Genomic DNA, 21,564 nt, shown 5'->3' on the forward strand with positions numbered 1-21,564 from the left:
AGAGACTTTGCGGCACTACCTCATGGTCAGACCGGCGTACTTCGACGTCGCGTACTCGATCAACCCGTGGATGGACCCCGGCAAGCCGACCGACGCCGGACTGGCGGTCGCGCAGTGGGACTGGCTGCGGGACCTCTACCTCGACCTCGGCCACCGGGTGGACCTGCTCGACCCGGTGCCGGGACTGCCGGACATGGTGTACGCGGCCAACGGCGCCACCGTGGTCGACGGCCGGGTGCTCGTCGCGCGCTTCCGCCACCGGCAGCGTCGTGGGGAGTCCGTGGCGTACCTGAAGTGGTTCGCCGGCCACGGGTACCGGGACGTCCGGCAGGCGCGGTGGGCCAACGAGGGCGAAGGCGACTTCCTCGTCGCCGGCCCCCGGATCCTGGCCGGCTCGGGGTTCCGGACCGACCCCCGGGCGCACGCCGAGGCCGCGGCGTTCTTCGGCCTGCCGGTGGTGGGTCTCACGCTGACCGATCCGCGCTACTACCACCTGGACACCGCGCTGGCCGTGCTGGCCGACGACGTGATCGTGTACGCGCCGGAGGCGTTCAGCGAAGACAGCAGGCGCCGGCTCGAACAGCTGTACCCGGACGCCGTCGTCGCCTCGGCCGCCGACACCGCGGTGTTCGGCCTGAACGCCGTTTCTGACGGCCGGCACGTCATCCTGCCCCAGGCGGCCACGCGGCTGATGGCGCAGCTGCGCGAGCGGGGCTTCGAGCCGATCGGCGCCGACCTGTCGGAGCTGCTCAAGGGGGGCGGCAGCGTCAAGTGCTGCACGCTGGAACTGCGTCACGGGGGAGAAGAGCATTGAACAGATCACTCGCACTGGCCCTCGCCGTGCCGTTGCTGGGCGCGATCGCCGTGCCCGCCACGTCGGCCCAGCCACCGCTGCCGGTCTCCGAGTTCTCCGTCCTGGCTCGTGAAGGTGCCGGCGGGTACGACGTGGCGGCGGCCGAGAAGGCGATCTGGGCGGCGGGCGGCACGGTCGTCACGAGCAACGCGGCGGCCGGCCTGATCACCGCGGCCGCGCCCGCCGGCGGGTTCCTCGAACGGGTCTCCGGCGACCGCGCGGTGTTCGGCGCCGCCAAGGCGAAGTCGATCGGCACGGTGCCGAAGAGCGGCAAGGCCGTGCCCAAACCCGATGTCGTCGAGGCGGACCCCGGCCGCGCCGCGCCTCGGCCGGGGTCGTCCGCCGGCCTCGACCCGCTCGACGACCGGCTCTGGGGCCTGAAGTCCGTGCGGTCGGACCTCGCGCGCACGGTGCAGCCCGGCGACCGGCGGGTCAAGGTCGGCGTCATCGACTCCGGCATCGACGGCACGCACCCGGACCTCGCGCCGAACTTCGACCGCGCGGCGTCCCGCAACTTCACCAAGGACATCGTCGCCGACGGCAACGGCGTGCCGGTGGACGGGCCGTGCGAGTACCGCGGCTGCGTGGACCCGGTCGACGTCGACGGCAACGGGCACGGCACCCACCTCGCCGGCACCATCGCGGCGGCCGCGAACGGCTTCGGGGTCTCCGGTGTCGCGCCGAACGTGACGCTGGTGAACCTCCGCGCGGCGCAGGACTCGGGCTTCTACTTCCTGCAGCCGACGGTCGACGCGCTGACCTACGCCGGCGACGCGGGCATCGACGTGGTGAACATGTCCTTCTACATCGACCCGTGGCTGTTCAACTGCCCGGCCAACCCGGCGGATTCCCCCGCGGAACAGGCCGAGCAGCGCACGGTCATCGAGGCGACGAAACGCGCCCTGAACTACGCGCACCGCAAGGGCGTCACGATCGTGGTCGCGCTGGGCAACCAGCACAGCGACCTGGCCGCGCCGCAGCCGGACGCGACGAGCCCCGACTTCCCGTCGAACAGCGCGCACCCGCGCACGGTGGACAACGCGACCTGCCTGACGCTGCCACTCGAAGGACCGCACACGATCGGCGTGGCCGGATTCGGGCCGTCCCAGGCGAAAGCGGACTACTCGAACTACGGCGTCGAGCAGATCTCCGTGTCGGCGCCGGGCGGGTACAAACGCGACTACTTCGGGACGCCGTGGTACGACAGCCGCGACAACGAGATCCTCTCGACCTACGCGCGCAGCGCCGGCGTGGCCGCGGGGTACATCGACGCGGCCGGGAACATCACACCCGCGGGTGCCGCGGTGGGCATCCGGAAGGAGACGGCGGCCGACGGGCGCGCCGGCTACTTCCGCTGGCTGCAGGGCACGTCGATGGCGGCCCCGCACGCGGCCGGCGTCGCGGCACTGATCGTGTCGCAGCACGGCCGGCCGACGGGCGGCGGGTTCGGGCTGAACCCGGACGTGGTGCAGCGGATCCTCGAGGAAACGGCGTCGAAGATCGCGTGCCCGGTCCCGCGCACAGTGGACTACTTGAAGGAAGGCCGGGACGCCTCGTACACGGCGACCTGTGAGGGCGACGCCGCGTTCAACGGCTTCTACGGCCACGGCGCGGTCGACGCCTGGTCGGCCGTCACCCGCCGGCCGTGACCTCCCAGCTGCCGTCAACCCGGAACTGCAGTCTCCGGTGCGTGGCCTGGGCGGCGCGGGCCAGCGGCACGAGCGCCGCGGCCTGCGCCGGGGCGACTTCGATCCGGCGTCCCCAGCCGTAGTCGGCCAGCCCGATGCCGGTGGGCGTCCCGTGGAACGCCGTCCGGCCGTCGCCGGGATCCGCGCCGCGGACGAATTCCGAGACCTTGTCCGCGCCGAGGAGCGCGGCGGCTTCCGCGAAGGTGATCCACCGGTAGTTGATCGACGACGGGCCCTGGCCGGTTTCGTCGGCGTAGTAGATCACCCGGCCGTCGGCGAGCAGCACGTCGGCGGCCGTCACGAACGCCAGGTAGTCCTGCGGGTGGGCGCGGCGTTCCCACAGGTCCCTGTGCTTGGTCGCCCGGGGGTGGAGGGACACCTCGAGAACGCCGTGCCGCCGCGTGAAGGAGCGCACCAAGCCGTCCCGGATCAGGTCGAGCACTTCGTCCCTTGCCAGAAGCTGCTTGCCGATCCGGGAAATCCGCCGGGACCGCCCGTACACCACCACACTCGCGAACACCACGGCGATGTTCACGACGCCGATTCCCCACAGGACCCACCACACCGGCACAGCGCCTCCCAGGCTCGTTCGGCCCAGGATGCGCCGACGTCGGACACTGCGTCAAGACACAGTGTCCAGATTTGCTGTCCGGGTATGCTCCGGCCGTGCCTTCAGTAACCCGGCCCGCGGGCAGCAGGCGGCAGAACCGCCGCGAAGAGCTGGAGCGGCGCCTGTTCGCGGCCACCGAGGAGCTCGTCGCCCAGGGCGACGGCTTCACCGAGCTGAGCGTGGAGCGCCTCGCCGCGGCGGCGGGCATCTCCCGGTCCACGTTCTACGTCCACTTCGAGGACAAGGGCGACCTGGTCCGCCGGCTCGCCACCACGGTGCTGGCCGAGCTCCGCGAGGTGTCGGCCACCTGGTGGGCGACGGCCGACCCGGCCGGCCTCACCGCGGCCATCACGGCGATCGTCGAGGTGTACCGCCGCCGCGCGGCGGCCTTCACGATCATCACCGAAACAGCGGCGTACGACCCGACGGTCGCGGCCGAGGTGCGCACGCTGATGCAGTCGATCATCAACGCCACCCGCGAGGCGATCGAGCGCGGCCAGGCGGCGGGCGTGATGCGCCGGGTCCGCCCGGCCGAGACCGCGGCGCTCCTCACCTGGATGGTCGAGCGCGCGGGCTACCAGCTGGTCCGCACCACGGACCCGGCCCAGGACGAGAACGTGGTGGAAGCACTGACCGACATCATCCGGGCGACGCTCTACACCGCGACCCCCTGACGGCAGCGCCTTCGTCGACGAGATTCGTTGATCGCGCGTCGCACCTTGTTCGCCGGTCGAGACGCTCGGGGGAGTCGCCGGGCCGGTGTCAACGAACCTCGGACGCGCGACACTACTTGCAGAACGACAGCGTGGGCCGGATCCAGGTCCGCAATCACCGGTTGCACGCGGGGTGGCGGGCGGTCCCGTCCGCCGGCCCCGGCCGGTCGCTAGGCTTGACCGGGCCGCGAGCCTGGGAGGGAAGCCGGCGATGTCGTACAGCTACTACGTCTACGTGAGCGACAGCAAGGTCGACATGCTGTTGCCCCAGATCGACCCGAGGGCGGGGGCGAAACGCAAGCTCGAAGTGGGCGTCGACCTCAAGGTGCTGTCGGCCAAGCGCACCGGCGAGTCACCCGCCGACAACCGGTACAGCCGCCTGCTGACCGTCGTCGAGTACCTGCGTGACCACGGTGATCTCGGCTCGGTCGACGAGCCGGGGCAGTTCTTCTGGGGCCTGCTGCCGATGCGCTGGGGCGCGTTCCCCGGTGATCCGACCGGCTCGCTGGTGTTCTTCGGCGGGCGCAGCGACGACACCGTCGTCGGGCTGGGCGGCTCGGCCCGGCACGTGTGCGACTCCGTCCCGGACGCCGCCGCGCACGGGGTCGGGCGCTCCATGATGGCCTCGATGCTCGACGGCCTCGGCGTCACCTCGGAACTGGAGGACGAGTACGTCGCCGACGCGCTCGACAGCGACCTCGACCGGGCCGACCGTGCCGCGCTCGCGCGGGTCCAGGGCGCCGTCGGGAGCCTGCGGTGGCCGGCGCAGAACGTGGAGTTCGTCGCGAAGCGCCTGCTGCACGGCGACAGCCCGGACGGCTCCGCCAAGTCCGTGCTGCTGGGGACCCCGCTGTACGTGGCCACCGTCGACTGACGCCGATGGAGGTGTGGCGCCGCGGTGACGTGATCCTCGACCTGTACGAGGTCCTGGACGTCGTGCGCACCGGCGGCCGCGGGCTCGTGCACCAGGTGCGGCACCGCGGCTGGGACGTCGACCTGGCGGTGAAGACGCCGCGGCGGGCCCTGCTCCGCTCGCCGGAAGCCGTCCGGGACTTCGAACGGGAAGCCGAGGTGTGGGTCGGGCTCGGCCTGCACCCGCACATCGCGAACTGCGTCTACGTCCGCACCCTCGACGGCGTGCCGCGGGTCTTCGCGGAGTGGGTCGACGGCGGCAGCCTGGCCGAGGCCGTCCGGAGCCGGAGCCTCCACGAGCGCGGTCTCGGGGCGCTGCTGGACGTCGCCATCCAGGCCGCGTGGGGGCTCGACCACGCGCACGAAAACGGCGTCGTGCACCGGGATGTCAAGCCCGCCAACGTGATGCTCGCCCGCGACGGCACGGTGAAGGTCACCGACTTCGGCATGGCCGGCGCCGATCCGTCCGACGAGCGCGGCGGCCTGACGCCCGAATACTGCTCGCCCGAACAGGCGCGGTCGCTGCGCGGGCTCACCACGGCCACGGACGTCTGGTCCTGGGCGGTCACCGTCCTCGAAATGTTCCTCGGCAGGCGGCCGCACGAGCACGGGCCCGCAGCCGGTGGCGTCCTCGAGAGCTCCGCCGGTGACGCCGCCCTCCCGATGCCCGGCGAGGTGGCCGACCTGCTGCGCGAGTGCTTCGCCGAGGACCCGGCCGCGCGGCCCGGCCGGTTCGGGCCGCTCGCGGAACGCCTGGTCCGGGTGCACGAGCGGGAAGTCGGCCCGTACTCCCGCAGCGTGCCGCCGTCGGCGACGCTGCTCGCCGACGGCCTGTCCAACCACGCCCTGTCCCTGCTGGACCTCGGCCGCCGCGACAGCGCCGAAGAGCTGTGGACCCGGGCGCTGCAGGCCGATCCGCACCACCCGCACGCCCGCTACAACCGCGGCCTGCACCGGTGGCGGACCGGGCTGCGCACCGACGCCGAACTGGTCGACGAGCTGGAGTCCCTGCGGTTCGGCGAGCCGGGCGACGGCGTGGGGGAGCACCTGCTCGCCCTGGTGCACCGCGAACGCGGCGACCCGGTCGCGGCGGCCGCGTTGCTGCGCGACGCCGTCGCGCGGGCGCCCGGGGATGCGCAGGTCACCGCCGAGCTCGGGTCGGTCGAATACGCGCCGGCGCCCGCGCAGGCCCTCCTGCCGGGGGAGCACGAAGACTGGATCACCGCACTGGCGGTGACCCCGGACGGCCAGGTCGCGGTGTCGGCCGACGGGTCCGGCGGGCTGCGGATCTGGGACCTCGCGGCCCGGGAATGCCGTCAGGAGCTGCACCTCGACGGCTACCGCGCGTCGGCGCTGGCGGTGCGGGACGACGGGCAGCTCGTGGTCGTCGGCGGGGGCGTCGGCCGGGCGCTCGTCCTCGACCTGGCCGCCGCAACCGGGTTCGAACTGCCCGGCCACCCCGGCTGGGTGGGCCTGGTCGCGCTGACCGCGGACCAGCGCCACGCCGTGACCAGCGGCTTCGACGGGGAGACCGTCACCTGGGACCTCGAAACCGGTGAACCCGTGGCCGTCCGGGAGTTCGACCAGAAGGCGGAGGTCCTCGGCGCGCACGGCACCCTGTGCTCCGTCGTCGACCACCGGCGCAGCACCTGCTCGGTGTACGACGTCCGCACCGGGGAGCTGGTGCACCGGTTCGACGGGACGCGGATGGCGGCGCGGTTCAGTGGCGACGGCAGGCTCGCCGTCACCGGCCTCGGCAGCACCGACGTCCGCCTGGTCGCGCTGCCCTCCGGCGAACCCCTGCGAGACCTCGGGACCGGCTTCGGCAGGCTCGCCGTCAACCTCGACGGCACCGTCGGGTTCTCCAGCGGCGGCCGCACCGAGCCGTCGCGGGTGTGGGACCTGGACACCGGCCGGTGCCGGCTGTCCCTCGACTCCGTGCCCGGCACCAAGCAGGTCGTGCTCAGCGCGGCCGGGCGGGTCGCCGTGACCGCCGAAGGGAAGTCCGTGCGGGTGTGGCACCTGCCGCCCGCCGGGCCGCCGGCACCCTGGAGCTACGTCCGCCCGCACGCGGCCCCGGACGTCGCCGCCACGGCCGCCCGCGCCACCGAGCTGGTGGCCGAAGCGGCCGAACTGGCCGGCGCCGGGCGGCTCGGCGACGCCGCGGACCGGATCCGCGCGGCCCGGGCGCTGCCCGGGTACCGGCGGCACGCGGAGCCGGTGCGCCTCTGGCGGCGACTGGGCGCCCTCGGCCGCCGGACCGCGCTGGCCGACGCCTGGGCGGCGGGCCGGATCGACCCCGCGGGACGCGCGTCGTGGGCGCTGGAGTTCAGCGGCCGCAGCCCCACCGCGCTCGCCCGCAACGGGAACGCCTCCGAGGCGTGGGTCTTCGACGTCGAGACGGGCGAACTGCTGCACACGCTCAGCCTGCACACCGGGCACCTCAGTGCCGCGGCGATGACCGCCGACGGCCGGCTCGCGGTGTCCGGCGGCGAGGACGGCCGGGTCGTCGCCTGGCGGCCGCGCGACGGGCGGATCGTCCAGCTGTTCACCAGCCCGCGCGACCGGGTCTACTACGTCGCGATCAGCGAGGACGGCCGGGTCGTGCTGTCGGGCACCGCCGACGGCGTGGTCGCGGCCTGGGACGTCGGCAGCGGCCGGGCCCTCGGCCGCTGGGAGGCGCACGCGCAGGCGATGCAGAACGTCGCCGTCAGCGCCGATCACCGCTACGCGCTCTCGCTCGGCCAGGACGTCAGCGTGAAGGTCTGGGACCTGGCCGCGGGCGAGCTGCAGTGGGTGCTGCGCGGGCACCACGAGTGGATCGGCACGGCCCGGTTCAGCGACGACGCCCGGTTCGTCGTCACCGGGGGCGCCGACGCCGCGGTGCGCGTCTGGCGGCTGGCCGACGGGCAGTGCGAGGTGGTGCTCACCGGGCACACGGACGCGGTGACCGACGTCGTCATGAGCCCGGACGGGCGCCACGTGCTGTCCGGTTCGGTCGACGGCACCGTCCGGCTGTGGGACGTCGCGGCCGCGAGCTGCGTCCACGTCCTGACCGGGCACGCCGCCGTCGTGCGGCAGCTGGCCGTCGTCCCGGACTTCCGGCTCGCGGCCTCGGGCGGGGAGGACCGGACGGCCCGGCTGTGGGACCTCACGACCGGACGGCAGCTGCGTGCCTTCACCGGCTTCTCGGACGTGGTCACCGACGTCGCGCTGGCCCCGGACGGCGCGCTGCTCCTCGCCGGCGACGAAGGCGGGCGCCTGCTGACCTGGGCCCTGGACTGGGAGTACGACTTCGCCGCGGCGACCGGCGTCCTGGGACCGGAAGCCGAGCCCGCGTTCGACGAGCTGCGGGCCGAGGTCGCCGTCCCGCTGCCGACCCGCGCGGACAGCCGTCCGGCGCTCGTCGAGACGTTCGCCCGCCTCGGCGAGCGGGAGCGCAACGCCGTCACCCGCAGCCTGGAGCTGGCCGGCGAGCTGGGCAAGATCCTCGCGCGGGACGACACCGGGTACCGGCTGTACATGCACGCCGTCGCCGAGGAATCGGCGGCCCGGGAGCCGGCGCGGGCGCCGAGCGTCGCCGAACGGCTGGTGCTGCTGCTGCGGCCGCCGGCGGAGCTGAACCGCGGCGAGGAGTTCTGGGCCGGCTTCTTCGCCGAGCAGCTCCAGGACGACCTCGTGACGCTCGCCCGGTGTGCCGCGGTCCTGCGCGGCGAGGGCGACCTGGCGCCGGCCGAGCAGACGTGGCAGCTCGTGGTCGACATCCGCTCGCACCTGTGGGACGCCGGGCACCTGGAAACCCAGTCCGCGATGCTCGGCTGGGCCGCGGTCCTCGCCGACCTGCACCGCGAGCCGGAGGCTCTGGCGCTGGCCCGGGCGGTCACCGGGGAACGCGCCCAGGACCTGGGCCCCGGCCATCCGGCCACATTGGAGGCGGCCGCGGTCCTCGCGCCGCTGCTGTCGGCGCGCGGCGAGCTCGCGGAGGCGGAACGGACCTACGACGACCTGCTGCCCCGGCTCACCCGGCACTTCGGCCCCGACGACGCGCGGACGCTCGAGGCCCGGGTGGGGCTCGCCCGCGTGCACCGCCTGCTCGGCCGGCCGGCCGAGGCCGAGCCGGTCCTGCGCGAGGTGCTCCGGAAACGGCGGCTGCGCCTGGGCACCGAGCACCCGGAAACCCGCGCCGTCCAAGCCGAGCTGGATACCTTGGGGACCCGGCCGGACGAACCGGACCAGGCGAAGCGGAGATGGTGGAGGCGGCGATGATCCCGGGGGCGTTCGGCACCGAGGTACTGGTCACCGGCAAGGAGTTCATGGCGGAGATCGGGGCGTTCTTCCCGGTGAGCATGACCGTGCGGGGCACCGCGTTCGAGGCCGTGTTCATGATGCGCGATGGCGAGCTCGGGCACCGGACGACCGGACCGTACACGCCCGACCGGCCACCGGTCGACGCGATGAACTGGGCCCGCCTGCGCACCGGAACCGCGATGGCCGGGCACTTCCCGCGCTTCCGGATCGACGCGAGCGGACTGTGGCCCCGGATCGACGTCGAGCTGCTCGGGACCGACGTCCGCGGCTTCATCGTGATGCCGGAGGCGGTGACCGCGGAGGCAGTGAACGCGCCCTACCTCGGTGCGTGGCAGGAGCAGATCTCGTCCTCCGTGCGGATCGCGCTCGACTGGCTCGCCGGCTGGATCGCGAGCTGCCACCATGAGGCAGGCGGCCCGGAGCCGTCGATCGACCTGGACCTGGTCTACCGCCCGGACGAGGACTACGAAACCCGGCTCGCCGGCCTCGACGAGCGGGTGCGGGAGCTCGTCCCCCCGGTGCGGACGGTGCTGGAACTGCGCTGGCGGTCGGCCACCCCCGCCCAGCGCAAGGCGTTCGCGAAGTACCTGAAGGGCGCCCGGAAGACCGGGCCCCGCTCCGACCGCCGGCTGAGCCTCCGCATCGGCGACGTGACGCTGGAAGTGGTGCTCTGACAGCGCCACGGGGGAGGCCACCGGTGTCATGAAAGAGTCGTTCATGACACCGGACGTCATGAACGACTCTTTCATGACGTCCGGAGCGGGCCGGGGCGGCTACGAGACGCTGAACTGCCCCGGCTCCGGGTGCGGCTCGGCGAGGATCCACCCGGCCGTCCCGCGCGCCGCGCGCAGCTTGACCCGGGCTCCCGCGTGCGCGTCGCCCAGCAGCTGCCTGGGCACCGCGACCTCGAGGACGTCGCCGGCCGAGGCGGCCAGCAGGTCGGCCTTGCCCTCGACCGGTGCCGAGCCCTCGATCCGCATCCGCACCTCCTCGTGGCCCGGCAGCGCCGGATGGGCGCGGCGCGCCTCGATCGTGCCGGTCAACGCGGTGAGGTTGTCCCTGACCTGCGACATGGCGCCTCCCTGAGCAGCTCGGCCAGCGTGCGGCCGATCGGCTGGCCGCCGCCGTCCTCGAAGTAGCTGTACGCCGGCATCGGGTTGACCTCGAAGCACACGTACTCGCCGTCGGGGCGGCGGCGCAGGTCGATCCCGCACAGCGACAAGTCCAGCAGCTCGGCGAGCGCCACGCATCTTTTGGCCACCGGGTCCGGCAGCTCGACCGCCGTCAGCTCCGCGCTCAGCCCGGACCGGCGCGCGTACCGGTAGTCCAGCGCCTCGCTGACGATCTCCGTCGGGAACACCGCGCCGCCGACGACGTGCACCCGCACGTCCACTCCCGGCACGTACGCCTGGAACTGCGTCGGCAACGCCCGGACCAGCTCGAGCCGCGCGCCGGTGCGGTCGTCGAGCTCGGTGACGATCGAGCGGATTCCGCTGACGGACTTGAACACCACCCGCCCGTGCCGCGCGCGGAACGCGGTGACCTCGGCCGGATCGTCGGTGACCAGGGTGTCCGGCACGGTGAACCCGGCGGCGCCGATCAGCCGCGCCTGGAACGGCTTCGACGTGTTCGAGTGCATCGCCGAGGGCCGGTTCACCACCAGCGCGTCGGTCAGGTCGAGCCATTCGACGAACGCGTCGTTGAACTCGGCCGCGTGGCTCCCGCCGGCCGGCAGCTCCAAGGGCCGCGCGTAAACCGCTGTCACGTCGCGAAGATCGAGGTGTTCGCCGCCGAGGACGACCGTGCCGCCGGCGCCGTCTGGTCCGTAGTGGACGGACAGGTCGTGGTGGCGCAGCGCCGCCTGGTCGATGAACCGGTGGTCCACGCCCAGCTCGGCGGTGGTCTCGATGCAGCGGGTCAGCGGGGTGTCCTCGGCCCGGCCGTAGAAGAGGATCACGACGCCACCTCCACCAGGTAGCCCGCCACCACCGCGACATCGGCGGGGTCGTGCAGGCCGGGCCGCGGGTCGACGGCGGACAGCCGCACCGCACCGGCCTCGCGGACGAACCGGAACTCCAGCAGCGGGCAGCCGGTGGCCCGCGCGACCTCGGCACAGCCGTCGCCGAACCGCCGGGCCAGCGCGCCTGCCGTGTGCCGCCCGGCGACCAGGACCGAGCCCGCCGGGGTCCGCGCGGCCGGCGGCGCCGCACGATGGCCGGCGCGGGTGCCGACGGTGCGTCCGATGTGGACCACCGGCAGGCCCGCCCGGCGCGCCGCGAGCAGCCAGTACGGCAGGGCCGCCGAAGCCGCGGAACCGTTGCCGTTCACCGGGTTCACCACCGGGCAGGGCAGCCCGGCCAGCCAGCTGACGAACAGCGCGTGCAGCTCCATCGCCGCGTAGTCGCGGTCCCGGGCGCCGGCCCGCGCGAACCGGACCGGCGCGACGCCGTCGATCCGGTTGAGCACCGCGGCCGGCGAGCAGGGCACGCACCCGCCGCCGGCCAGCCGGATCTCCGTCGCGGCGGTGCCGTCCGGGGCGACGGTGTGCACCCAGCGGCTCGCCACGGCCAGCCGCCGCGGCGAGACGACGGTGACCGCGGAGCCGCCCCGGCGGGCGGCGACGGCCGAAGCCACCGCCGCCGCGCCGGAATCCCCGTCGTCGGCCAGTACCAGGACCGTCATGACCGTGGCGGCGCGTCGAACTCGCGCTTCGCCTCGGCGTCCCCGGCCGCCATGCGTTCGGCCGCCGACGTGGTCTCCTGGCCGTAGTCCGGTCCGCCGATCAGGTCCGGCCGCAGCTCCGCGCCGATGAACGGCTCGGCGGCCTGGCCCTCCAGCGCCGCGACGCGCGCGGCGAGATCGGCGACGGCGGACTCGAGGTCACCCTGCTCGCCGGGCGCGCGGCCGACGGGCGGCCACTCCTGCTCCTTGATCTCCTTGATGTGGTCCTTGCGGTCCTTGAGCGGCTCCTTGAACTCCTTGCGGACGTCCTTGCGGTCCTTCCACGGTTCCTTCAGGTCCTTCGGGAGATCCTTGCGGTCCTTCGGCCGGTCCTTGAGGTCCTTGAGGATGCTCTTGCCGCACCGGACGGTCACCGACGCCGTCATGGTCGCCGCCGACGCCGAGATGCCGGTGACGGACACGCAGGTCTCGACCCCGGCGTAGGAGTCGGAGCTCGGGGTCGTCGTGTGCGAGAACGCCGTGTTGCCGGAGCTGCCGGGGTACGGGTCGCCCGCGTCGCCGCGGTTGTGCTTGAGCTCCAGGTCGCGCTTGCCGTCCGCCTGCACCAGCCCGACCTTGTAGTGGTTCTCGTCGGTGTTGCCCGGCTGGGCGTCGTCGATGTGCCAGATCAGCAGGCCCTCGCCGGGCAGCTGCGCGTCGTAGCCGGTCTTCTGCCGGTTCTCGACCAGGAAGTACTCCGAGCCCGCCCCGCCGTCCTTCCACAGCCGCAGGACGTTGTGGCTGGTCTTGACGTCGGGGATGCTCACCGTCTGGTTGGTGGTGACGCCGGTGACCGAAACCCAGCCCTGGTTGGCCTTGCACCACGCCGACGGGTGCGCGGGGACGTCGCCGCCGCCGTTCCACGAGCCGCCCGCCATCAGGCACCAGTTGCCGATGCCCTCGGAGGTGTCGTCGACGTCGTAGAGGTCGGGGAACCCGAACAGCAGGTGCCCGAGCTCGTGGGCGCAGACGCCGAGCTTCGCGTCCTCGGGGATGGTCAGGTAGCCGTAGATCTTCGTCGTGTCGGCCTGGTAGGCGGCGGGCAGCACCCACTTGTGGGACCAGATGTCGCCGGGGCTGCCGGTCTGCTCCCCGCCGCGACCGGCGTGGACGATGATGAACGCGTCGACGAACCCGTTGCCGTCGTTGTCGTACGGACCGAAGTCCACCGCCGGATCGGCGGCGACGGCGGCGTCGCGCGCCAGGTCGCGCGCGCGGGTGGTCCCGGTCGGCCGGCCGATGCCGAAGTTCCCGTTGGCGTACCAGGCCAGCGTCTGCGGCATCCGGTAGGTGCCGACGACGTCGCCGGTGATGTCGACCAGCCCGTTGGTGACGTCGCGGTAGTACTCCTTCACGCTGCCGTTCGGCAGCACACCGGTGGAGAAGAACAGGTCACGGAAGTGCTGGGCGGTCGCGGTCAGCTGCTTGTCGGAGAAGTCGACCAGGACCACGATGACCCGGACGCTGCCCCGCAGGGGCGCGCGTTCCATGGCGGCGTTGCGGATGACCGCCTCCGGCGTGCCCAGCGGGTATTCGTCGGGCGGGATGATCGTGCCGTCGTCGAGGCCGATCGCCCGCGACTTCCGGGCCGGGCCGACGAACCCCGCGAGCGTCTCCGGCGCGTCGCCCCGCAGGCGGTCGAGACCTTCCTTGAGCCGATCCGCCAGCTCGGGATCGGGTGCGACGAAGCAGTGTTCCGGTGTTTCCATGACTTGGCCCTCCTCGTGACCGCTCGGACCCCTTTCCGAGCGTTGGGCCGGACGGCGGAATACACCGGTTGCGGCAGAAGAGGGCAAAAGTCATCGATTCGTGATCGCCGGCCGCCACGACGACGGAATTCACCGGGATGGGAGGCGGGCGGACATTAATCGACCGGGCCGTTCTCACGCGACCTTGATCACGACCTTCCCCGCGGCGTGCCCCTTTTCGACGGTGGCGAGGGCGGCCGGGGCATCGGACAGCGGGTGGACCGCCGTGACCACGGGCGCGAGGACTCCATCGAGGGCCAGTCCGGCGGACCGTTCGAGGTTCCCCCGGTCGAGGCGACGCTCGACGAACCGGCCCCCGAGCTCGGACACGGACATGTCACCCACGGCGATGACGTTGCGGGCGTCCCGGGCCAGTGGGGCGACCGTGCGCAGCGAGGCGCCGCCGGCCAGGTCGACGATCCCGTCGAAGCCGTCCGGAACCAGGTGGCGTGCCGCGGCGACGACGTCCCCGGCGGTGTAGTCGACGAACCGGACTCCGATGGCCTCGGCGTGCTCGCGCTTGGCCGTGCTCCCGGTGCCGACCACCCGCAGCTCGCGTCCGACGGCCAGCCGGGCGACGGCGAGGCCGACTCCGCCGCCCACCCCGTTGACCAGGATCGTGGCGCCGGCCGGGAGGCCGAGCTGGTCGAGCGCGTCCACCGCGGTCGTCCCGGCCACCGGAAGCGTCGCCGCCACGGTCGGGGAGAGGCCCGCCGGGATGCGCGCGGTGTTGGGTGCGGACAGCACCGTCGTCTCCGCGTAGGTGCCGCCACCGGTGAGCGCGAAGCCGAAGACCGCGTCACCCACCTCGAGCCCGTCGGTGTCCTCGCCCAGTGCGAGCACGGTTCCGGCCGCCTCCATGCCCAGCACGCGGGGGAACGGACGTCCCCCGTCGAGCCCGGGGACCAGACCCGAGCGCACGAGGTGGTCGAGGGGATTCACCCCGGCGACGTCGACCCGGATCAGCACCTCGCCGCGACCGGGAGCGGGATCGGGACGCTCGAAGAACTCCTGCACCTCGGGCCCGCCGTGCCTGCCGAAACCCCACGCCTGTCCCATTTTTCGCTGCCTCCCGGCTGACCGGCCCGGTGGTTCCGGGCGTTGCCGCCATCCTCACCGCTGACATCGGTGTGAGGGGCAACCGGCTGAGGCGCAGGTCACAGGCGCGTCACCGGGTCGCGGACAGCTCCGCCCGGTGCCGGCTGTTGGCCTTGATCAGCACGTCGAGCGCATCCCGGGTCTCGACCAGGTGCGCGATTTCGGCGTCGATCCGCTCGCGCTCGCGCAGCATCGCCGCGGACGTCTCCTCGGCGACGTCCAGGTCGCCCGGGACGTCCACGCAGGGCAGCACCGTCGCGATCACCCGGCTGGACATCCCCGCCTCGAACAGCTGCCGGATGAGCGACACGCGCTGGACCACGGCGTCGGGATAGTGACGCTGCCCGGCGGCGGAGCGGGAGCTGGTCAGCAGGCCCTGCTCTTCGTAGTACCGCAGTGAGCGCGGGCTCACGCCCGTGCGCTGGGAGAGCTCGCCGATTCGCACCCGGAAAGCCTACGCCCGGGCCGGACCCGGTTCGTCTGCCAGGATGCCGGGATGCCGCCTCGCGTGCCTTCGGCCGACCCCGATCGTCTCGCCCGCTGGTGCCGGGCGCACCTGGGCAGTTCGCCGGTCGAGGAGATGTTCCGGTCCGGGCACCTCTCCGCCGTCATCGGGCTCCGGCTGGCCGACGGCCGCGAGGTCGTCGTCAAGGTTCGCCCGGACGCGCCGCGGGTGGCGGTGTGCGTCGAGGTCCAGCGTCGCCTGTTCCGGGCCGGTTATCCCTGCCCGGAGCCGCTCACCGGCGCCATTCCCTTCGACGGTCACGTCGCCACCGCGGAGGTCCACGTCCCCGGCGGCGCCGTGCTGCCGTCCGCCGGTCACGCGGCGTCCGCCTTCGCCGAGGCGTTCGCGTGGCTGGTCCGGGTGGCGCCCGCTCCGGACGAGCTGCCGCCGCTCGGCCCGGCACCGTCGTGGGCGGCCTGGAACCACGGCGGGGACGGCCTCTGGCCGCGCTCGGAAGACTCCGACATCGATCTCGACGGGGTGCCCGGCGCCGAGTGGATCGACGACGCCGGACGTCGTGCTCGCGACCGGTTGCGGGTCGGCGGGTCCGGCGCGGTGATCGGCCACTGCGACTGGCTCGCCGGCAACCTGCGCTGGCACGAGGACGCGCTCCTGGTGGTGCACGACTGGGACAGCCTGACCGTGGACAGCGAAGACATCCTCGTCGGCTTCGCGGCCGCGCTGTACTCGACCGCCGACGCGGACAGGCTGGCCACGGTCGAGGACACGCGGCGATTCCTCGTCGCGTACGGCCGGGCGCGCGGCCGGGAACTCAGCGCCGGCGAATGGCAACGCGCGTGGGCGGCGGGCGTGTGGACCAGGGCCTTCGACGCCAAGTTCCAGCACGCGGCCGGGCTGCCCGTCACCTCGCTGTCGGCGGCCGAGGCCATCGAACGCCTCCGCCGGTTCGACGACCTCTGATCCCTATTCCGCGGAATTGCACCTCCGGCCCGAGTCCCTTTTCTCCCGCCGGATACGCTGCCGCGGCCGAGCACACGAACCGATGGGGGACAAGGCATGGACAGCACTTCCGGCACGGACAGAGTTCGCGTCTACGAACCCGTTCCGAATGTGCCGTCGGGCGCCGAATCGTTGTTTGCCGGGTTTGTCCAGAAATTGACCGAACTGACCATTGTCCGCATGGGACTCAGCGGCGCGCTGGTCCTGCTGGGCGTGCTGCTGATGCTCACCGGAGGGTGGGGGAGCACGCTGCCCTACTTCTACTTCGGCGTCTTCGGCGGTCTGCTGGCGATGTGGACCTACGTCCTGGTCCTCTACCGGCGCGTCCGAAGTCTCTTCGGGGAGCCGTACCACCGGCTCGACATCGCTGCGGACGGGTTGTTCACGAAGGGGTCGCGGGTCTCGGTGCGCCTGCCGGACGGGCGCTGGCTGCGGACCCGCCTCACCGACGGCCCCCGCGTGCAGCTGGCAGGCCAGCGACGGCTGTGGGTGCTCGGCACGGGCCGGCGGGTGTTCGTCCGCGTGCCGGGCGCGATGTGGTTGCGGGCCGCGCGGATCGAGGACGCACCCGTGGCCGGGGCGGTGCCCGCCGAGCTCGTCGCACGCCACCCCACGCCGCCGTCGCACGATCCGGTGATCGCCGCGCACCGGGCGTTCCAGGCCCGCCGGTCGGCCGTCAGCGGGGTGGCGTTCCTGGCGGTGGGCGCGGCGGGGCTCGCGTTCGCCGCGTCGGCGGCGGACCCCGGCTCCGGCGGCATCGCGGACGCGGCCGGCGTGGGCGGCATCGCCGGCGGCAGCGCGGTCTTCCTGATGCTGGGACTGCTGATGGCCGTCGGCAGCCTGCGGATCCGCCGCCCCATCACCGAGGACGGCTGGGTGGAACTGCGGATCGCGCTCGACACGCCGTTCGTCCCCCGGGCCCGCAGCGCGGTCCGGCTGACGGGCTGGGCGCTGTACCCGGACGGGCGCCAGACGCGGTTCCGGCTCACCGCGGACATCTCGCTGGCCGCGAACGTCGCGATGACCGGGCAGCTGTGGTTGCTGGGCTACCCGCAGCCGGGCAAACCGGCCAAAGCCGGCCTGCCCGGCCACCCCTGCCTGGGCAGCTTCCGCCCCGCGTGACGGAGGCTTCAGTCGCACCAGCCCCAGCCGCTGGTGGCGACCGCGTTCGTGCCGTTGTCCCCGGTCCGGTCGCCGACCCAGCCCGCGTAGCTGATGCACTGGGCCGCGTACCGCGGTCGTACAGGTTCCGGCTCGAGTCCTCGGAGTCCCGGTACAGCCCCCACTTGCTCCCGCCGTCGGTCGTGGCCGGCAGCGAGGAGATGACCCGGTATCCGGCACCACGGACTTCAGTCGCAGGTCCAGCGCAGTGCGGCGTGCTTGCTGTCGGTGTTGCCGAAGATCACGCCGTCGTCGCCGACGACGTACACGTCCGCGTAGCCACCGTCCGGGAAGGGGAGCAGGCCGAGCAGCTTGGTGTCCTGCCAGACCGCGGACGGTCCGATCAGGTTGGTCAGGCTGCCCGCGATCAGCCCGTGCTTGTTGGTCGCTTCCGCCGTCCCGCCCTGTTCGAGCGGTCGCGGGTCGGCCGGGCCGTGCCACGCCAGGGCACGCGACGCGGGCCACGAGTCGATCGCCGTGCCGACCACGACGCCGTTGCGGATCTGCCGGATCAGCACCGGACGGTCTTCACCGGTCAGCGGGGTGACCACGCCGGCCCGCCAGAGCCCGCCGAGCTTGTTGTCGGGGGCGTGCAGCAGCACGGTGCCGTCGTCGTCGAGGTCCATGCCGTGCCGGTCCGGCAGGTCGATGACCTGCGGTCCCGCGGCCAGGACCGACCACAGGACGCTGACCCGGTGGCCGTCCCCGAGATCGGTGGCGGAGGCGAGCACGTCACCCCGGTCGTTGAGCGCGACGGCCGAGTCGAGCCGGTAGCCGGCCGGGTCGGGCAGGCGGGTCAGGGTGCCGGGACCGTGGTGGCCGCCGCTGAACAGGTAGACGCCCCAGCTCGTCCCCGGAAGACCACCGTCCAGCAGCACGGTCCCGGCGGAGTTCTCGTCGGCGACGTTCGGGTAGGCGAACGGCGCGAGCGCGTCCGGAATGCGGGGCTCACCGTCGGTCCAGAGGACGACCTTGCCCTGGTTGACGTTCCGGTCGAGGACGTGCCCGGCGTAGTTGCCGTGGCTGTCGGTCCCCGTGATGGTGACTTCGGTGTCGGAGTAGCCGTCGGGCGCCACGATCTTGTGCGCCGTCCAGCTGCAGGCCGCCGCCGCAGTGGCGGCCGGTGCCATGACGGCGGCGCCCAGGGCGAGGACCGCGACGGTGAGCGCGGCAGCACGTCGGAACATTCGAATTCCCCCTCGGAATCGGTCGATGCCGACTCCACGCCTCGCCCCGTCCGCCGGTTGAGCCGCGTCACCCGTCCGGCGTGACCGCCACCCCTATGCGCCGCGGGCGGAGGTCACGGGGCCCAGGGCGCCGCCACGGTCCAGCTGCTGTCGGCCGTCAGGGTCTGGGGCCGTTCGGCGCCCGTGCCGCCGCCCGAGGCGATGTACACCTGGGCGTCGTAGTGCCGCAGGAACGCGCCGGGGAAGTTGAGCGACTCGAACGTCACGCCGGTGCCGCCGACGCCGGGCCGGGTGCAGAACGTCGCGTCCGCGCGCAGCAGGGCTGTGCCGTCGTCCGGGGAGATGCGGACGCGGCCGGCCTGGTGGCGCAGGAACTGCCCGGGGTAGTTCACCGACTCGAAGGAATAGCACGAGGATTCCCCGAGCCCGCGCCGCACGGTGAAGGTGGCGTCCTGCTTGAGCAGGGCACTGCTGCCGTTGGTGACCACCGCGGTGGCGGCGAGGCCGTCCTGGTGGCGCACGTACCGGTCGGTGTAGCCCCACGTCGTCACCCGCAGCGACTGGCGCGCGTTCACCGAGAGGGCCCGCGAGCTGCGCCACAGCGCCGGCGCCGAGACGTTCCAGGTCGCGTCGGCGGCGAACCCGGTCGCGGTGTCCCACGGGTTCGTCCCGCCGCTGACGGCCAGGTACACCGTTTCGGCGTAGTGGCGCAGGTACCGGCCGGGGAAGTTCAATGACTCGAACGACGTCCCGCCGGCCGCGAGTCCCGGCCGGGCGCACCAGGTGGCGTCCGCGGCGAACGAACCGCCGGTGTCGCTGTCGATCCGGATCCGGTTGTCGGCGTGGCGCAGGTACTTGCCCGGGAAGTTGACCGGCTCGAAGGAGAAGCAGCGCGGGTCCGCCAGGCCGGTGACGGTGCGGAACGAGGCGTCCTGCCGCGGGCCGTCGGCGCTGCCGGTGGTGAGGACGTCGGTGCGGGCGAAGGAGTCCGCGTGCCGCAGGTACCGGTCGGTGTACCCGGGCGTGGTGACGCGGAACGAGCGGACCTGCCCGAGGGGGAGCGGCACGGCCGCGTTCAGGTTGCGCGAGGCGGCGATCAGGTCGGCGTGCGCGGCGCGGATCAGGCCGGTGTCGACCTTCTGCACGCGGCGGTCGTAGGTGAACAGGCCGTTGTACTCGCCTTCGACGTCGGTGAGCTCCGTGTAGACGAAGGCCGAGAGTCCCTTGGTGGTCATCAGCTGCCGTGCGTCCCGGACCATCCCGGTGTAGCGGTCGTTCAGCTGCGCCGCGCTCGCCATCTGCTCGTAGGCGAAGAACTTCCCGGTGGGGCTGTACTCGTGGCCGGGGTTGCGCAGGCCGAGCCCGCCGAACTCGCCGAGCACCGACACCCTGGTCCCGGCGGGCCGGGGCGCGTCCGGCCCGGGGTAGAGGTGCCAGTCGATGATGTCGCCGGTGCCCGGGTCGCCCTTGGTGTAGCAGCAGTTGAAGCCGCTGTGCGCGTCGAGCAGCCGGGTCGGGTCGTAGTTCTTCAGGCTGGTCGTGACCCGTTTCGTCTCGTCGAGGTTCCACTCGCCCCAGCCCTCGTTGAAGGGCACGTAGGTCACGACGGCGGGGGAGAACCGGTGTTCGTCGACGATCTCGCGCGCCTCGGTCTCGAACTCAGCGATCTGCGCCGGCGTGCGGGTCGCGTCGGCGAACAGTGTCGACGGGATGTCCTGCCACACCAGCAACCCGAGCCGGTCGGCCCAATGGTACCAGCGTGCCGGTTCGACCTTGATGTGCTTGCGCACCATGGTGAAGCCCAGGTCCTTGTGCTTGCGCAGGTCCGAAGCCAGGGCTTCGTCGGTGGGTGCGGTGTACAGCCCGTCCGGCCAGAAACCCTGGTCCAGGGTGCCGATCTGGAAGGTGAACTCGCCGTTGAGCGTCGGGCGCAGCACGCCGTTGACGTTCTTCGTGCCGATCTCGCGCATGCCGAAGTAGCCGACGACCTGGTCGACCGGCGCGCCCGAGGCGTCCCGCAGCGAGACGCGCAGGTCGTAGAGGAACGGATCGTCCGGTGACCACCGCCGCGCGTTCGGCACCGGCACGGAGAACTCGGTGAAGCCCCCGGTCGCGGTGCCGACGACGGCGCCACCGGTCATCGCCTCGGCGAGCACGGAGTACCCGCTGACGTCGCCGCGGCCGGACACCCGCACGCGCGCGGTGTCCGTCGCCAGGTTCGGGACGATGTCGACGGACAGGATCGACGACGGCGCGGTCGGTTCGAGCCAGACCGTCTGCCAGATTCCCGAGGTCGGGGTGTAGAAGATGTCCGAGGGAGTGTTGGCCTGCTTGCCGACCGGCTGCTTCTCGCCGCGGCCGTCGGTCGGGTCGTAGACGCGGACGACGAGTTCGTTGGTACCGCCGTTGAGCCGGGCGGTGATGTCGGCTTCGAACCGGTCGTAGCCGCCCTTGTGCGTGGCGACCTGGACGCCGTTGACCCACACGGTCGCCTCGTAGTCGACGGCGCCGAAGTGCAGCTGCACGTGCCGCCCGGCCCACGCCTGCGGCACGGTGAAGGTGCGGCGGTAGAACATCAGGTCCCGGTTGTCGTTGCGCATGATGCCCGACAAGGCCGACTCGACGGGGTAGGGCACGAGAATGCGTTCGGGCAGCGTCTGCCCGAGCGGCGGCGCGGCATAGCGGTCGACGCTTCCGTTCGCGCCGGTGGCGGGGTTGAGGAACTCCCATTCACCGTTGAGGGACTGCCAATCGGGCCGGGTCAGCTGCGGCCGCGGGTACTCGGGCAGCGGGTTGCCGGTGTCCACCTGCGAGGTCCACGGCGTGGACAGCGGCGGCGGCTTGGGCGCGACCACGGCGTTCGCCGCAGGCGGCACCGGCCCGGCGACGACCGCGCACAGCAACGCGAGAACCAGCACGACAAGACGGCGCATCGGACTCGACCCCCTCAGGCGCACGAACCCACGGACAGGCCTGAAGAGCACGGCCGTGGGCCGATCGGATCCGAAGGTAACACAGGAGACGGGCCAACGGAATGAATGTGGAATCTACCGGAATTCGTCGGCGTTGTTGAATTCGCAAAGGCGTTCCACGCCGCCGC

17 protein-coding genes are annotated in these 21,564 nt (G+C 72.9%); 8 read left to right on the top strand and 9 right to left on the bottom strand.

Annotated features, from left to right (window positions below):
• The first annotated feature begins 7 nt into the window (after positions 1–7).
• Both ddaH and BLW76_RS25540 read left to right on the top strand, forming a co-directional pair.
• The gene (gene ddaH / locus BLW76_RS25535) at positions 8–814 is read left to right on the top strand and encodes a dimethylargininase (RefSeq protein WP_244170303.1); all 807 of its coding nucleotides are present in this window, start codon (positions 8–10) and stop codon (positions 812–814) included.
• Positions 811–2,502, top strand: coding sequence for a S8 family serine peptidase (locus tag BLW76_RS25540; protein ID WP_091311690.1), 1,692 nt, complete (start codon positions 811–813; stop codon positions 2,500–2,502). Before ddaH ends, BLW76_RS25540 begins: the two co-directional genes overlap by 4 nt.
• Here BLW76_RS25540 and BLW76_RS25545 read toward each other — a convergent pair.
• The gene (locus tag BLW76_RS25545; RefSeq protein WP_167384734.1) at positions 2,486–3,112 is read right to left on the bottom strand and encodes a hypothetical protein; all 627 of its coding nucleotides are present in this window, start codon (positions 3,110–3,112) and stop codon (positions 2,486–2,488) included. The genes BLW76_RS25540 and BLW76_RS25545 overlap by 17 nt on opposite strands.
• 95 nt (positions 3,113–3,207) lie before the next feature.
• On the opposite strand from BLW76_RS25545, the gene BLW76_RS25550 reads away from it, so the two are divergent.
• The 4 genes from BLW76_RS25550 to BLW76_RS25565 all read left to right on the top strand — a co-directional run bounded on the left by BLW76_RS25550 (position 3,208) and on the right by BLW76_RS25565 (position 9,758).
• Positions 3,208–3,825 (top strand): TetR/AcrR family transcriptional regulator, encoded by a 618-nt coding sequence (locus tag BLW76_RS25550; RefSeq protein ID WP_167384735.1) that lies wholly within the window; start codon positions 3,208–3,210, stop codon positions 3,823–3,825.
• Between the two features lie 250 nt (positions 3,826–4,075).
• Positions 4,076–4,738: a DUF7019 family protein gene (locus BLW76_RS25555; protein WP_091311697.1), complete on the top strand. Its 663-nt coding sequence runs from the start codon at positions 4,076–4,078 to the stop codon at positions 4,736–4,738.
• 5 nt (positions 4,739–4,743) lie between these two features.
• Positions 4,744–9,042 (top strand): protein kinase, encoded by a 4,299-nt coding sequence (locus tag BLW76_RS25560; protein WP_091311698.1) that lies wholly within the window; start codon positions 4,744–4,746, stop codon positions 9,040–9,042.
• A complete protein-coding gene (locus BLW76_RS25565; RefSeq protein ID WP_244170304.1) occupies positions 9,039–9,758 on the top strand; it encodes an ABC transporter substrate-binding protein in 720 nt (239 codons plus the stop codon). The genes BLW76_RS25560 and BLW76_RS25565 overlap by 4 nt, the downstream gene beginning before the upstream one ends.
• Before the next feature lie 99 nt (positions 9,759–9,857).
• Here the strand turns inward: BLW76_RS25565 and BLW76_RS25570 are convergent, their stop codons facing one another.
• The 6 genes from BLW76_RS25570 to BLW76_RS25595 form a co-directional block, all read right to left on the bottom strand.
• A complete protein-coding gene (locus tag BLW76_RS25570; RefSeq protein ID WP_091311701.1) occupies positions 9,858–10,157 on the bottom strand; it encodes a hypothetical protein in 300 nt (99 codons plus the stop codon).
• On the bottom strand, positions 10,124–11,041 hold the full coding sequence (locus BLW76_RS25575) for an ATP-grasp domain-containing protein (protein ID WP_091311704.1): 918 nt from the start codon (positions 11,039–11,041) through the stop codon (positions 10,124–10,126). Before BLW76_RS25575 ends, BLW76_RS25570 begins: the two co-directional genes overlap by 34 nt.
• Positions 11,038–11,766, bottom strand: coding sequence for a hypothetical protein (locus BLW76_RS25580; protein WP_091311705.1), 729 nt, complete (start codon positions 11,764–11,766; stop codon positions 11,038–11,040). Before BLW76_RS25580 ends, BLW76_RS25575 begins: the two co-directional genes overlap by 4 nt.
• Positions 11,763–13,514 carry a M6 family metalloprotease domain-containing protein gene (locus tag BLW76_RS25585; protein WP_091311708.1) on the bottom strand — a complete coding sequence of 584 codons (1,752 nt, stop codon included), beginning with the start codon at positions 13,512–13,514 and terminating at the stop codon, positions 11,763–11,765. The genes BLW76_RS25580 and BLW76_RS25585 overlap by 4 nt, the downstream gene beginning before the upstream one ends.
• A 174-nt stretch (positions 13,515–13,688) precedes the next feature.
• Positions 13,689–14,612 (bottom strand): NADP-dependent oxidoreductase, encoded by a 924-nt coding sequence (locus BLW76_RS25590; RefSeq protein WP_091311710.1) that lies wholly within the window; start codon positions 14,610–14,612, stop codon positions 13,689–13,691.
• 109 nt (positions 14,613–14,721) lie between these two features.
• The gene (locus BLW76_RS25595) at positions 14,722–15,096 is read right to left on the bottom strand and encodes a MerR family transcriptional regulator (RefSeq protein ID WP_091311712.1); all 375 of its coding nucleotides are present in this window, start codon (positions 15,094–15,096) and stop codon (positions 14,722–14,724) included.
• A 51-nt stretch (positions 15,097–15,147) separates the two neighbouring features.
• Here BLW76_RS25595 and BLW76_RS25600 point away from each other — a divergent pair, with 51 nt between their 5' ends.
• Positions 15,148–16,077, top strand: a complete 930-nt coding sequence (locus tag BLW76_RS25600; RefSeq protein WP_244170305.1) for a phosphotransferase family protein — start codon at positions 15,148–15,150, stop codon at positions 16,075–16,077.
• 219 nt (positions 16,078–16,296) lie between these two features.
• Complete coding sequence (locus BLW76_RS25605) at positions 16,297–17,238, top strand: hypothetical protein (protein WP_244170306.1); 942 nt, start codon at positions 16,297–16,299, stop codon at positions 17,236–17,238.
• Between the two features lie 227 nt (positions 17,239–17,465).
• Here BLW76_RS25605 and BLW76_RS25610 read toward each other — a convergent pair whose 3' ends face one another.
• Positions 17,466–18,464 (bottom strand): hypothetical protein, encoded by a 999-nt coding sequence (locus tag BLW76_RS25610; protein WP_091311715.1) that lies wholly within the window; start codon positions 18,462–18,464, stop codon positions 17,466–17,468.
• Between the two features lie 113 nt (positions 18,465–18,577).
• Entirely contained in the window at positions 18,578–21,397 is a 2,820-nt protein-coding gene (locus BLW76_RS25615; RefSeq protein WP_091311716.1) for an AbfB domain-containing protein, read from the bottom strand.
• Between the last annotated feature and the right edge of the window lie 167 nt (positions 21,398–21,564).

This window comes from Amycolatopsis tolypomycina, assembly GCF_900105945.1.
GTDB classification, from domain to species: Bacteria; Actinomycetota; Actinomycetes; order Mycobacteriales; family Pseudonocardiaceae; genus Amycolatopsis; species Amycolatopsis tolypomycina.